The sequence below is a fragment of the Streptomyces sp. CBMA29 genome (genome assembly GCF_014596445.1).
Taxonomy (GTDB): domain Bacteria; phylum Actinomycetota; class Actinomycetes; order Streptomycetales; family Streptomycetaceae; genus Actinacidiphila.
This window is the reverse complement of record NZ_MECL01000025.1, coordinates 22,539-35,451: the sequence shown is the minus strand read 5'-3', so window position 1 is coordinate 35,451 and position 12,913 is coordinate 22,539. Positions and strand designations below refer to the sequence as shown.

Genomic DNA, 12,913 nt, shown 5'->3' with positions numbered 1-12,913 from the left:
CTCCCCGTCTCGCGCCCCTGCCCTCGGCGCGCCGCTGGTCGGACGACGCGTGAAGGTCTACGTCCGACAACCCTAGACGTGACCACTGACAGTGACCGAAAGACTCGGGAACGTGAGCCCCCCGCGTGGGGTCAGCGACCCCTCGCCGCGGCCAACTCCCGCCCGCACGCGTACGCCAGCGGGCTCAGCAACTCCTCGACGTCCGGCAGCCACCGGTTCAGGGCGGTCGGCTGCCGCGCCCACTGCACCGAGGCGCCCGGCCCCGTCCGCGTCGGGGGCGCGGCGATCCAGTCGCCCTCGCCGCGCACCCGCAGGTCGAGCGAGCCGGGCGCCCAGCCCAACTTCCGCAGCAGATCGGGCACCTTGACGGTGGCGCCGGGAAGGACGAAGAAGACCAGCCTGCGGTCGGGCGTGCAGATCACCGGGCCAAGCGGCAGATCCATCCGCTCCATCCTGGCCAGCGCCAGGCACCCCGCCACCTCCGGCACGTCGATCGCGTCGAACGTACGGCCCGTCGGCAACAGCACCGAGGCGCGCGGCTGCTTGCCCCACATGCGCCGTACCGCGTCGGCGCTGCCGCCGGCGTGCGCCGCCCAGTCGGGCCGGGTCGGGTGGGCGCCGGGAGCCGGGCAGGTGGGAGACGCGCAGGAGCACACCGCGGGGCCGCCCGTGTCGTCCTCGATCCAGGAGCCGGGGAGCACGTCCCAGTGCCGCTCCTGCGCGTATCGGACGGCCGTGTCGAGAAGTTGGGCGGTGAGCTGCCGCGGTGCTCCGATGGTGTCTTCCACGCGCTGCACAACTTCCCTCGTCAGCGTGAGTTACGGGGGCCTGCCCCTCGGCTCATGGCGGGCGCACTGGTGCACGCCCGGGGGCGCGTGCGCGATCCGGGCCCGTATCCGGGTAGTCACTTGGGGTCCGCGTGTCGTTCCGCTCGTTCCGCTAAAGGCGAAAACGACATGAAATGCCGCTCTAACAGGGCATTTTTCGGTGGTGAGATGGGCACCTGTCACCAGGACGAGGTTCGCATCGTCGAAGTGGGGGAATTGATGGCCGCACGACCGCTTGTGGCACGGCAACCGAACGAACGGCTCCAGGCACTGATCCAGGAGGCCGGCTGCTCCAACGCCGGGCTCGCCCGCAGGGTCAACATGTGCGGTGCCGAACACGGCCTCGACCTGCGGTACGACAAGACGTCCGTGGCCCGCTGGCTGCGGGGTCAGCAGCCGCGCGGCCGGGCCCCGGCCATCATCGCCGAGGCGATCGGCCGCAAGCTGGGACGCGCCGTGTCCATCGACGAGATCGGCATGGCCAACGGCAAGAACCTGGCCACCGGCATAGGTCTGCACTTCGCGCCGACCGTCCTCGGCGCGATTGAGCAGGTCTGCGAGCTGTGGCGCAGCGACGTCGGCCGCCGCGACTTCCTCACCGGCTCCACGGTCGCCGCCTCCGCCCTCGTCGAGCCCAGCCGCGACTGGCTGATCACCCGCCCCGACCAGGGCGTCGCCCGCAACGGCGGCGCCAGGGTGGGCATGTCGGACGTCGAGGCCGTCAAGGCGACGACGCAGGCGCTCACCGACCTGGACCACCGTTTCGGCAGCGGACACGTCCGCCCGGTCGTCGTCCACTACCTCAACAGCGTGGTGTCCGGGTTACTCGCGGGCACCTACCGCGACCAGGTCGGCAGGGAACTCTTCGGCGCCGTCGCGCGGTTGACCGAACTGGCGGGCTACATGGCCGTCGACACCGGACAGCCGGGACTCGCCCAGCGCTATTACATCCAGGCGCTGCGGCTGGCCCAGGCGGCGGGCGACCGCGGCTACGGCGGCTACATCCTCGCGGCCAGCATGAGCCACCTCGCCGCCTCGCTCGGCAACCCGCGCGAGATCGCCCAACTCGCCCGCGCGGCGCAGGAAGGCGCCCGCGGCCAGGTGACGCCCACGGCGGAGGCGATGTTCTACGCCGCGGAGGCCCGCGGCCACGCGCTGCTCGGCGACGCCCGCACCTTCGCCACGGTGGCCAACCTCGCGGTCGAGTCCATGGAACACTCCCGGCCCGACGACGACCCGCCCTGGATCGCCCACTTCGACCACGCCTACCTCGCCGACGAACTGGCGCACTGTCACCGCGACCTCGGCCAGGCCGCGCCCGCCGCGCGCCGCGCGGAGGAAGCGCTCGCCGCGCACCCCGAATCGCGCACCAGGCGCCGTGCCATCGACATGCTGCTGCTCGCCGACGCCCAGGTGCAGCAGCGCGAACTGGAGGAAGCCTGCAACACGGGCACCCGCGCCGTCACCCTTCTGTCCGGTCTGCGCTCCAACCGCGGCGCGGAGTATCTGGACGACTTCCGCCGCCGCCTGGAGCCCTACGCGGCGGAGCCCGTGGTCCGCGAGTTCGGCGCCCGTCTGGAGGAACAGGACGCCGCATAGCGGACCATCACCGAATCGTTACGCGACCGACACCGCGTTCCCTGGCGGTGGCCAAAGCGCTGGAGAGACCTTGCGGGAACGGGCCCGGTACGCCCGGTACTTCCGCCCTCTCGGTGTGTCATGACGTTCACTCGTTCGGGTACGTGGTTGATGGTCCGGTTAACCCGGTAGCGTTGGCGGATGGTTCGGAAGGATCCGGCAACGGACGACAGGGCATAGGCGGGAGTCAGCGGCGATGCACACCGACGGACGCGGCGAGGAGACGCCTGAGGCGTACCGGGGCGTCGTGGTGCCCGCGGGGCGGCAGCAGCCGCCCTACGGGGAGCATGTGCAGCCGGCCGGCGGCTCGCCCTGGGGCGAGCCCGCCCCGCTGCCCGAGCCCGCCGACGCCACCCAGATGCTGCCGCCGTATCCCGGGAGCATGCCGCCGCCCGCCGTCCCGGTGGCCGACGCCACGCAGATGCTGCCCCCTTACCCCGGCGGCGACCCCGGCATGCCGATGGCGGCCGCGGGCCAGGGGCCCGGCCCCGTACCGCCGCTGCCGCCCGTCCCGCCGCAGGCACCGCCTCCGGCCCCGCAGCAGCACGTCGCCGACGCCACCCAGGCGCTGCCGCTGTCGATCTTCCAGGACCGGGACCAGCAGGAACAGCAGCCGCAGTACGGCGGCCCGCAGTCCCCGCCCCCGCAGCAGTCCTACGAGCAGTCCTATGAGCAGCCTTACGACGGCTACGGGCAGCAGGGGTACGACCAGCAGCAGTCGTACGGCGGCCAGCAGCAGTACGGGCAGCAGTCGTACGACCAGGGTCAGGGGCAGGGCCAGGGCGGCGGCGGGTACGAGGAGCAGCCCCAGACGGGGCCGCAGCACGACAGCGACTACGACCACCTGTTCCGCAGCGATGTGCCGGGCCCGGAACCGCTGCGCCAGCGGATCATCCAGCCGCCGTCCCAGCAACAGCAACAGCAGCAGTACGGGCAGCAGCAGGGCGGCATGGGCCAGCCCCCGCAGCAGCCGTACGACCCCGGATACGGCTACGACGGCGGGCACGGCCAGGACGACGGTCCGCGCCGCAGGCTGTCGCCCCTCATGGTGATCGGCATCGTCGTCGCCGGGTGCGTGGTCGCGGGCCTCGTGGTCGGCGGGCTGCTGAACAAGGGCGGCGACGCCAAGGCGGACAACACCGCGTCGAAGAGCAGCACCCAGGCGTCCACCGCGCCGAGCACGTCCGCGAGCGGCAGCAGCGACTCCGCGGCCGACGACGCCGTCAAGCAGCAGGCGCAGGGCCTCGACGCGCTGCTGAAGACCAGCGGCAACAGCCGCAGCTCCGTGGTGAGCGCGGTCGAGTCGATCAAGAACTGCAAGAATCTCGGCCCCGCCGCCGCCGACCTGCGGTCCGCCGCCACCCAGCGCACCGGCCTGGTCACCCAGCTCGGCGGCCTCTCGGTGGACAAGCTGCCCGACCACGCCGACCTGACCGAAGCCCTCACCAAGGCGTGGCAGGCGTCGGCCGCCGCGGACGGCCACTACGCGAGCTGGGCCGACCAGGCCGCGCACAACCACAGCGTCTGCAAGGGCGGCCACGCCCGCAGCACCGGCGCGGCCCAGGACGGCAACCGCGAGAGCGGCACCGCCACCGAGCAGAAGAAGCGCGCGGTCCGGCTGTGGAACGTCATAGCGAAGCAGTACGGGCTCACCGAGCGGCAGTACAGCCAGCTCTGAGCCGGGGCCGTTCGTCTGCGAGGCCACGCGCGTATACGCGTCACTCGTGCCCGTCTCCGCGCGTTTCCTTGCGGGCCTATGCGCTCCTGTGCGCTTATACGCGTGCGCCGCGCGGACGGACGGTGACGGACCCGACACATCCGCGCCCGACCGATGAATCCGCGCCGACGCGACAGTCTTCCTCTCGACCGCACCATGCGAGAGGTGGACCGATGACGCGTCCCACGAACAGTTCCACGACCGATCCGGCGGCGGGCCTGCGCGGCGTCCTGGAGCCGTACACCGACAACGGCACGATTCCGGGGGCGGTGGGTCTGGTGGCCCGCGGCGACCGGGTGGAGGTCGCCGCGGTCGGTTCCGCGCACCTTGAGGGCGCCGTGCCGATGACCAGGGACGCGATCTTCCGGATCGCCTCCGTCAGCAAGCCGATCACCGCCGCTGCCGTGATGATGCTCGTCGACGACGGCCGGATCGCCCTGGACGACCCGATCGCGACCTGGCTGCCGGAACTGGCCGCGCCGGTCGTCGTCCGCACCCCGGACGCCCCGCTCGACGACGTGGTCCCGGCCGCCCGGCCGGTCACCGTGGCCGACGTGCTCACCTTCAGGGCCGGGTACGGCATGCCCAGCGACTTCTCGCTGCCCGCCCTGCAACCGCTGTTCACCGAGCTGAAGCAGGGCCCGGCGCGGCTGTCGGGCTTCGGCGGTCCCGACGACTGGCTGGCGGCGCTGGCCCGTATCCCGATGCTCCACCAGCCGGGAGACGCCTGGCTGTACAACACCGGCTCGGACATCCAGGGCGCGCTGATCGCCCGGGTCTCGGGCCGCTCCTTCGCCGAGTTCCTCGCCGAGCGGATCTTCGAACCGCTCGGCATGGCCGACACCGGCTTCACCGTGTCCGCCACCGCGCTCGACCGGCTGACCAGCGCCTACGGGACGGGTGCCGACGGCGGTATCGAACTGTCGGACCCGCCGGGCGAGGAGTGGACCGAGGCGCCCGGTTTCACCTCGGGCGCGGGCGGCCTCGTCTCGACCGTCGACGACTGGTTCGCCTTCGCCCGCATGCTGCTCGCCGAGGGGACCGCGGACGGCCGCAGGCTGCTGTCGGCGCGCTCGGTACGGATGATGGCCACCGACCACCTGACGCGGTCCCAGCGTGACGCGAGCGCGTTGTTCCTCGAAGGCCAGGGATGGGGCTTCGGCGGCTCGGTGGACGTCGCGGAGACCGACCCCTGGAACGTCCTCGGCCGCTACGGCTGGGTCGGCGGCAGCGGCACCACCGCGCACATCACGCCGTCGACCGGCGCCGTCGGCATCCTCTTCACGCAGCGCTCGATGACCGGCCCGACGCCGCCCCAGGTGATGCGGGACTTCTGGCGGTACGCGGCGGGGGTGTGAGTGCGCGCGCGTCCTGGACGGGGCGTCGCGTGTCCTGGACGGGGTGTTACGGGGGCGTACGGGCCGGTCGGGGCGCTCAGTTCTGCCCGGACGAGTTCTGCCTGAGCGTCTTGGTCAGGTCCACGAAGCCCGGCCGGGCCAGCACCAGCCGCCCGTCGCGTACCACCTGATAAGTGACCTTGGAGTTCACCATCCGGGAGTGGCTCGGGATGCCCAGCAGATCGCTCTGCGTCCAGCCGAGGTCCGGGGTGAGGCCGCCGGTCGACAGGCGGGTCGTGGCATCCATCGCGCGGTGCAGATTGTCCGCGTTCACGCTGACCTTCTCGTCCATCGCCCGCACCACCTTGGCGAAGACGGTGTACGCGACCCAGGTGGTCTGCACCCCCGGGTCGGCGACGTCGATCCGGTCGTCGCCGAACGCGTACTTCTTCACCACCGACTTCATCTCGGCCCACTTGGCGTCGGACGCGGGCGGGTACCAGCCGGTGACGTACGCGTTCTCCAGCGGGCTGCCCGCGCCTCCGGTCGAGTCGACCACCGACTGCTGCACGCTGCCGAGCACCGAGGACAGCCGCACCTTCGGCTGCTCCTCGCCGACCCGGCGCAGGGAGTCGAAGAAGGTGCTGGTGCGGTCGCCGAGCACCGCGGAGACGCAGGTGGACGGCTTGTCGTTGCCGACCGCCGCGGTGGCGATGTCGGTGTAGTCGTTGGAGTCGTCGGCCGTGAGCATGTCGCGCGCGGGCGGGCGGCCGCCGCTCTTGAGCCCCTGGTCGAGGAAGATCGGGAACTGGTCACCGGTGATCGTGTCGGGCCGCACCAGATTGACCTTCTTGCACAGGTCCGCCAACTGCCGTCCGCTGCCCGCCAGCAGCGCGGGCAGACCGCCGTTGACCGGGTACGACAGCAGGCTCTGGAACTCGTCGGCGGTGATGCCGTAGCCGCCGATGTACGGTATGCCGTTCGACTCCAGGGCGGTGGTGAAACTGCCGCCCTCTTCGCTGTAGGAACCGACGACCGCGACCGCGCCTGCTTTCGCCGCCTGCTGCGCGCAGTCCGTGACGGCGACCGCGTCATGGCGTTCGTTGCAGGTCAGTACCTTCAGCTTGCGGCCGTTGAGACCGCCCTGTTCGTTGGTGTACTTCTCGAATGCCTGCGCCATGGCGAGCATTCCTGGCATATTGGTCGATTTCGTGTCGACCGGCGCCCACGTCATCACCACAAGCGGTCCCGTGGAGCCGCCCGAACCCCCGGGAAGCACACCGCACCCGCTGAGCAGCGCACTTGTGGCCAGCAGCGCGACGGCAGCCGTGCGAACCCTGCGGATACGCCGTTCCCTCATGTCATCCGAAGATTCCGGCCCGCACCCAACGCCGGGGTGACCGCAAGCGAACGGGCGGTCACTATCAGGTGAATTACGGGTGGCGTCGGTGGAGAACGTACGATGCGCCATTGTGCAAGGTTCGGAGAAGTCTTCCCGTCGCGGCCGTCACTCCTCCACGATGGGGGGCATGCCGCTCAATGACATGCCCTGGTGGCGCTGGCGCAGCAATGTGCGCTCCGCGCTGCACATGATCAGCGACCCGGTGTTCCAGCGGGAGGTCTGGCAGACCGGCCGCGAGGGATACGGGGACGTCACGGACGCCGTCTACCGGCTCGTCGAGGACACCTGGCTCGACAACTGGTCCGCCGAGAAGTACGTGGGCACGATCTTCCGCGACTCGCAGGAGGCCGCGCTCGTTGACGTCGCCGTGCTGCGCGTCCTGAAAATCCTGCACCAGGTGGGCGCCGACGCACCTGTCACCGCCTATCTCGACCACCACGCCTGGCCGGAGGCGGTCCGCGCCGCCCGCGACGCCCACGTACGGATGTCCGCCGCCGACGGCGACGACCCGGACACGCCGCCGCGCTCGCTGGAGGTGCTGGCGATCTACATACGGTCGGCGTGACCGTTGGACGTTCGTACGTCCCCGGGCCGCACCTGGTGCGTGTTTTCCGGCGGCACCTGACTTTCCCGGCCGCACCTGGCGCGCGATATCCGTGGGTTCCGCTTGACGGACAGTCCGACCCGAGGGGGTCGGTTTGTGCGAGGCTGACGGCGTGACCGAACAGCAGCCGCCGCAGCCTGACCCGCAGTACGTCCTCACCCTGTCCTGCCCGGACAAACAGGGCATCGTGCACGCGGTCTCCAGCTATCTCTTCATGACCGGTTGCAACATCGTCGACAGCCAGCAGTTCGGCGACCAGGACACCGGCCTGTTCTTCATGCGGGTGCACTTCTCGGCCGAGCAGGCCGTGACGGTGGACAAGCTGCGCGCCAGCTTCGCGGCGATCGCCGAGGCGTACCACATGGACTGGCGGATCCACCCGTCCGACGAGCGCATGCGGGTCGTGCTCATGGTCAGCAAATTCGGGCACTGCCTCAACGACCTGCTCTTCCGCACCAGCATCGGCGCGCTGCCGGTCGAGATCGCCGCCGTGGTCTCCAACCACACCGACTTCCAGGAACTTGTGGGTTCCTACGGCGTTCCCTTCCACCATGTGCCGGTCACCAGGGACACCAAGGCCGAGGCCGAGGCGCGGCTGCTGGAGATCGTGCGCAAGGAAGGCGTCGAACTCGTCGTGCTCGCGCGCTACATGCAGGTGATCTCCGACAATCTGTGCCGTGAGCTGTCCGGTCAGATCATCAACATCCACCACTCCTTCCTGCCGAGCTTCAAGGGCGCCAAGCCCTACCACCAGGCGCACGCCCGCGGTGTGAAGCTCATCGGCGCCACCGCGCACTATGTGACGGCCGACCTCGACGAGGGGCCGATCATCGAGCAGGAGGTCGAGCGGGTCGGCCACGAGGTCACGCCGGAACAGCTCGTCGCCATCGGGCGCGATGTGGAGTGCCAGGCGCTGGCCCGTGCGGTGAAGTGGCACAGCGAGCACCGGGTGCTGCTCAACGGCCACCGCACGGTCGTCTTCGCCTGACGGGGCTCTTGCCTGAGATCTCTTCGCCCGGCCCCCCTATCAGGATCAGGTAAGAGGCGCCTCAGAGGCGGGACAGGGACGCCGTGGCGAAGAGCACGTCACGGATGACGTCGCGGTCGCCGATCTGGCCGACCGCGATCCGATCCGGCTCGATGTGGCCCGCCGCCAACTGGCAGAACTCGACGCAGTCCATCGCCACATGGGCGACCATCTCCTCCGGGGACGCGACGGCGCCGGGCGAGTCCAGCGGCAGATACCACTGGCCGCCGCCCTTGCCCTCGACTTCGAGCAGCAGCGAACGGCCCGGCGTGCCGGCCGTCACCAGATGCGTCGGCGAGGTGGTCAGACCCGCCCTGCGCCGGTCCGCCAGCGCCTCGGGCAGCAGCCGCGCGGCGAGGTCGATGATGCGGTTGAGATTGCGCGGCGCCGGGGGATCGTACGGATAGTCCACGGCCTCGGCGATGTCCGACGCGTGGATCCAGCACTCGAAGGCCCGGTCCAGGAAGGCGTCTTCCAACGGCAGCGCGAACGAGCCGTAGTCGACGTCGAGCCCGGCCGCGCCGCCGCCCGCGAAGGAGACCGTACGCACCAGGCTGTGGCTCTGCTCGCGCCACAGGGAGCGCACGGTGGCTCCGGGCAGCATGCTGTGCGTCGCCCAGTGCGCGGCGGTGCGCTCGACCGGGGTGAGCGGGAAGTCGCCCATATTGCGGGCGTTGCGCAGCCGGGCGCGGGAGGCGATGCCCATTCCGATGCCCAGACCCAGCCCGCCGAGGCCGGAACGCGGCGGGTCCGCCGACGGGTCGCCGCCGTCCGGCGGCAGCCCGAGCGACCTGGCGATCAGGCTGTCCACGGCGGTGAGATGACCGATGACCTGCGCGACCGTGAACTCCGTCGACCGCTGCTCGCCGTCGTGCCACTTCAGCTCGACCGGCGCCCTCCAGTAGCCGTCGCCGAGGTCGCGCAGCAGCGCGTCCAGCCGGGCGGCCTCCGCGTCGAACGGTCCGGCCCATTCGGGCACCGGGATACGCGCCGGCCGGCGGCCGAGGCAGCCCTCCAACACCCGTGCCCGCAGCAGCGGATCGAGGTCGAGCGAATCCTCCTGGTGCAGCAGACCCACCGCGTCCCGCAGTCGCAGCGCCTCATCCGCACAGGTGGCGCAGTCCGTCAGATGTACTTCGACCGCCAGCGCCTCGTCGTGCGAGCACACCGACAACGCCCATGCGCCGAGCAGCGACTTGAGGGTGCGGTGGTCGTAGTGCGGCAGTTGGGGCACCGGCTGGCGCGTCTCCGCGGGCGGCTGCCGGTGCGCGGTCTCCCGTGTCTCCCGTGTCCCGGGCTGCTCGGGCTGCTCGCGCTGGTACGGGACGCGCGGCTCGCCGTCGTCCCCGCCGTGCGGGCCGTCGCCGTTGTGGAACGCGGGACCGCTCATCGTCGCCCTCGCTGTCCCCGGGGGTCCAGCGGGTGGTCGTCGCCCTGCTCGCCCGGTTCCATGGCCGTGGACAGCAGTTGCAGCCCGAGCCGGAGCCGACGGCGCGCCTCGTCCTCGCTCACCCCGAGCCCGGCCGCCGCGGTGCGGTAGTCGACCCTTTCGCGGTAGGCCAGTTCGAGGGCGGCGCGCAGCGGCGCGGGCATCGAGGTGACGATGAAGTCGGCGCGGGCCGCCGTGTTCGCCTCGCGTACCCGGGCCTCCACCTCGTCCGGCGTGGACCGGCCCCGGTTCGACTGCTGTCGCAGCCGGTGTACGGCCTGCCGCTGGGTGAGCGTCGCTATCCACGAACGCAGCGAGCCGTGCTTCGGGTCGTAGGCGTCCGGATTTTCCCAGATGTAGCCGAACACCTCGCGGGTGATGAGGTCGGCCGCTTCGTCGTCGCCCATCACGCGATAGGCAAGGCCGTGCACGAGTGAGGCGTAACGGTCGTACAGCTCGCCGAGTGCGGCTTCCTCACCGCGCGCCAGCCGCTGCTGCATCTTGCGGTCCCAGCGCGGTGGTGCGGGTGTCGCCATCTGCCGCCCCCTTGCCTCGTCGCCTGCCCTGTCGCCCCTTGCCCGACCACCGACCGTAGTCGAGTGTGTTCAGCGCGCCCGAATGCGCTCAGGTCGAATGTAACGGGCACCTCCTGCGACGTGCGTCGCTTTGCACCAACCTGCTGCTGACTGTGATCGATTTTGGCGGTCTGTTATCCGGGTGTGACCGGAACATTGCAGAGTTACGACGGAGAACGGGCATAGGGTCATGGTGATGATGTTCCTGAAGTCGACGGCGAGGCGAGGTGGGAACCGGTGCTGGTGACCCAGGCCGAGCGAGACGGCTGGGTGGTGGTGACGGTCGCGGGTGAGATGGACCTGATCTCGTCTCCCGCGGTCCGGCAGAAGGTTCACGACGCGGTCGCCGCAGGGCGGCGCCGGGTGGTACTCGACCTCGTTGACGTGCGCTTCTGTGATTCCAGCGGAGTCGGCGTCCTGATCGGCGCCCGGCGGTTGATGCGGTCCTGTGCGGGCCGCCTGCGCATCGTGCTGCCCGAGGACGTTCCCGCGGTGACGGCGCCCACCGAGGGCTACGGCGGCGGCGCGCACGTCAACCGGGTGCTGGCCGCCCTCGGCGTACGACGGCTCTTCGAGGTCTATCCGGATCTGGAAGCCGCGACGGACGACACCGCCAGGCCGCTCTCGGCCTGAACCGGCCTCTGCCTGCGGCCCCTTTCGGCCAATCTCGCCAGCCGGGCAGCGTGCTCAGTTCGTCCGCCCGTGAGCGTCGGCGAAGCGCTCGCGGAGCTTGAATTTGAGGACCTTGCGCAGGGTCTCGTTGCGGGGCAGGGCGTCCACGATCTCCAGTTGCTCGGGGAGTTTATGGACGGCGAGACCCGAGCGGCGCAGATGGTCGGTGACGGTTGCCAGGGTGAGGGGACCGGCCCCCGGCGGCTGTTCGACCACGGCGCAGACGCGTTCACCACGGTCGGGATCCGGTAGGCCGATGACGGCGACATCGCCCACCGCCGGGTGCTGGTAGAGGAGTTCCTCGATCTCCTTGGCGGAGATGTTCTCGCCCTTGCGGATGATGACGTCCTTCAGGCGGCCGGTCAGGACGAGATGACCGGTCTCGGTGAGGCGGCCGAGGTCACCGGTGTGGAAATAGCCCCGGGTGTCGAAGGATTCGGCGGTCAAGGCGGGGTCGGTGTAGCCGAGGCACACGGCTTCACCGCGCAGCAGTACCTCGCCGTCGTCGGCGATCCGGATCTCCATCGCGGCGGGCGGGCGGCCCTCGGTGGTGGCCCGTTGGTCCACGGTGTCACGGGGCGAGCCCATGGTGATCATCGGCGCCTCGGTCATGCCGTAGCCGTGGGCGAGATCGCAGCCGAGTTCGCGGACGATCTCGTGGTACAGCTCCGGCGGCTTGGGGGCGCCGCCTCCGGACAGCAGCCGCAGGGTGGGGATGAGTGTGCGGCCGGGCTGCTTGCGCTGCTCGGTGAGGAAGAGCGAGTAGAAGGCGGTGGAGCCGCCCGCCATGGTGACGCCGTGGGACCGGTAGGCGTCCAGCGAGGCGGGGAGGGCGAACTGTTCGAGGAGCAGGGCCGGAAAGCCGTACAGCAGCAGCATCACCAGATAGTCGGGTCCACCGATGTGAGCGAAGGGGAAGGCGATGGAACCGATGTCCTCGGGCCGCATCTCCAGCGCGTGGGCGAGACAGGAACCGCCCGCGATCAGACCGCGGTCGCAGTGCAGAACACCCTTGGGGTCCGAGGTGGTGCCCGAGGTCCAGTAGATCCAGCGGACCGGGGTCCCGTCGGACGGCGGCGGGGGCAGGGCGCCGGGATCGCCTTCGGGAAGGGAGTCATAGGCGACCAGGACGGACGGGCGCTCGGCGAGATCGAGGCGGTCTGCCATGGCGGTGTAGTCGAAGCCGCGCCAGGTGCCGGGTACGGCGAAGAACTCGGCCCGTGTGCGGCTGAGGGCGTAACCGACCTCGCGGTCGCGGTAGATGGGGATGACCGGGATCTGCACCGCGCCGAGCCGGGCCAGGGCCAGGGAGAGGACGACGGTCTCGACCCGGGTGGGGAGTTGCCAGGCGAAGCGGCTGCCGGGCCGCACCCCGAGTCCGTACAGGCCGCCGGCGACGCGCAGGGCCCGTGTGCGCAGTTCGCCGAAGGTGACGCGGCGGTCCTCGGTGTCGAACAGCACGGGGGCGTCGGGGCTGAGGGCGGCGCGGCGGTCCAGCAGCTCCCACAGGGTGCGGGAGCCGCTGAGTGTCGCGATGGTCGGATCCATGCCGATCGCCTCCCGGCACCATAACTGACGAAGCGTCAGATTTCTCAGAAGGGTAAGTCGTCGCCGCTTGTCGGTCCAGGGGCGGGTCGATACGGTATATCTGACGGTCCATCAGATCAGATGCCTCGTCAGATTGG

Annotated in this window: 11 protein-coding genes; 6 read left to right on the top strand and 5 right to left on the bottom strand. The window is 70.6% G+C overall.

What is annotated here, in order from left to right; all coding sequences use genetic code 11:
- Positions 1–131: 131 nt before the first annotated feature.
- Entirely contained in the window at positions 132–788 is a 657-nt protein-coding gene (locus tag BGM09_RS03750; protein WP_188279930.1) for a bifunctional DNA primase/polymerase, read from the bottom strand.
- Between the two features lie 258 nt (positions 789–1,046).
- Here BGM09_RS03750 and BGM09_RS03745 point away from each other — a divergent pair, with 258 nt between their 5' ends.
- The 3 genes from BGM09_RS03745 (at position 1,047) to BGM09_RS03735 (ending at position 5,540) form a co-directional block, all read left to right on the top strand.
- The gene (locus tag BGM09_RS03745) at positions 1,047–2,426 is read left to right on the top strand and encodes a transcriptional regulator (protein WP_188279929.1); all 1,380 of its coding nucleotides are present in this window, start codon (positions 1,047–1,049) and stop codon (positions 2,424–2,426) included.
- Between the two features lie 235 nt (positions 2,427–2,661).
- Positions 2,662–4,143 (top strand): hypothetical protein, encoded by a 1,482-nt coding sequence (locus BGM09_RS03740; RefSeq protein ID WP_188279928.1) that lies wholly within the window; start codon positions 2,662–2,664, stop codon positions 4,141–4,143.
- A 212-nt stretch (positions 4,144–4,355) separates the two neighbouring features.
- Positions 4,356–5,540 carry a serine hydrolase domain-containing protein gene (locus tag BGM09_RS03735; RefSeq protein WP_188279927.1) on the top strand — a complete coding sequence of 395 codons (1,185 nt, stop codon included), beginning with the start codon at positions 4,356–4,358 and terminating at the stop codon, positions 5,538–5,540.
- A 76-nt stretch (positions 5,541–5,616) separates the two neighbouring features.
- Here BGM09_RS03735 and BGM09_RS03730 read toward each other — a convergent pair whose 3' ends face one another.
- Positions 5,617–6,879, bottom strand: coding sequence for an ABC transporter substrate-binding protein (locus BGM09_RS03730; protein ID WP_188279926.1), 1,263 nt, complete (start codon positions 6,877–6,879; stop codon positions 5,617–5,619).
- Between the two features lie 160 nt (positions 6,880–7,039).
- On the opposite strand from BGM09_RS03730, the gene BGM09_RS03725 reads away from it, so the two are divergent.
- Positions 7,040–7,486, top strand: coding sequence for an SCO4402 family protein (locus BGM09_RS03725; protein WP_188279925.1), 447 nt, complete (start codon positions 7,040–7,042; stop codon positions 7,484–7,486).
- Between the two features lie 151 nt (positions 7,487–7,637).
- On the top strand, positions 7,638–8,513 hold the full coding sequence (gene purU / locus BGM09_RS03720; RefSeq protein ID WP_188279924.1) for a formyltetrahydrofolate deformylase: 876 nt from the start codon (positions 7,638–7,640) through the stop codon (positions 8,511–8,513).
- Positions 8,514–8,574: 61 nt separating this feature from the next.
- Here the strand turns inward: purU and BGM09_RS03715 are convergent, their stop codons facing one another.
- Together BGM09_RS03715 and BGM09_RS03710 are read right to left on the bottom strand one after the other, a co-directional pair.
- Positions 8,575–9,942 (bottom strand): maleylpyruvate isomerase N-terminal domain-containing protein, encoded by a 1,368-nt coding sequence (locus tag BGM09_RS03715; protein ID WP_188279923.1) that lies wholly within the window; start codon positions 9,940–9,942, stop codon positions 8,575–8,577.
- Positions 9,939–10,517 (bottom strand): sigma-70 family RNA polymerase sigma factor, encoded by a 579-nt coding sequence (locus BGM09_RS03710; protein ID WP_188279922.1) that lies wholly within the window; start codon positions 10,515–10,517, stop codon positions 9,939–9,941. Before BGM09_RS03710 ends, BGM09_RS03715 begins: the two co-directional genes overlap by 4 nt.
- A 282-nt stretch (positions 10,518–10,799) precedes the next feature.
- Here BGM09_RS03710 and BGM09_RS03705 point away from each other — a divergent pair, with 282 nt between their 5' ends.
- Positions 10,800–11,189 (top strand): STAS domain-containing protein, encoded by a 390-nt coding sequence (locus BGM09_RS03705; protein WP_188279979.1) that lies wholly within the window; start codon positions 10,800–10,802, stop codon positions 11,187–11,189.
- A 54-nt stretch (positions 11,190–11,243) separates the two neighbouring features.
- On the opposite strand, the gene BGM09_RS03700 is transcribed toward BGM09_RS03705, so the two are convergent.
- Positions 11,244–12,776: a class I adenylate-forming enzyme family protein gene (locus tag BGM09_RS03700; RefSeq protein ID WP_188279921.1), complete on the bottom strand. Its 1,533-nt coding sequence runs from the start codon at positions 12,774–12,776 to the stop codon at positions 11,244–11,246.
- Positions 12,777–12,913 lie beyond the last annotated feature (137 nt).

Bases quoted from the DNA above. Each gene is read 5' to 3' on its own strand.
- BGM09_RS03745 (WP_188279929.1), top strand. From the start codon at position 1,047: ATGGCCGCACGACCGCTTGTGGCACGGCAACCGAACGAACGGCTCCAG.
- BGM09_RS03725 (WP_188279925.1), top strand. From the start codon at position 7,040: ATGGGGGGCATGCCGCTCAATGACATGCCCTGGTGGCGCTGGCGCAGC.
- BGM09_RS03715 (WP_188279923.1), bottom strand. From the start codon at position 9,942: ATGAGCGGTCCCGCGTTCCACAACGGCGACGGCCCGCACGGCGGGGAC.
- BGM09_RS03740 (WP_188279928.1), top strand. From the start codon at position 2,662: ATGCACACCGACGGACGCGGCGAGGAGACGCCTGAGGCGTACCGGGGC.
- BGM09_RS03710 (WP_188279922.1), bottom strand. From the start codon at position 10,517: ATGGCGACACCCGCACCACCGCGCTGGGACCGCAAGATGCAGCAGCGG.
- BGM09_RS03700 (WP_188279921.1), bottom strand. From the start codon at position 12,776: ATGGATCCGACCATCGCGACACTCAGCGGCTCCCGCACCCTGTGGGAG.
- BGM09_RS03730 (WP_188279926.1), bottom strand. From the start codon at position 6,879: ATGAGGGAACGGCGTATCCGCAGGGTTCGCACGGCTGCCGTCGCGCTG.
- BGM09_RS03735 (WP_188279927.1), top strand. From the start codon at position 4,356: ATGACGCGTCCCACGAACAGTTCCACGACCGATCCGGCGGCGGGCCTG.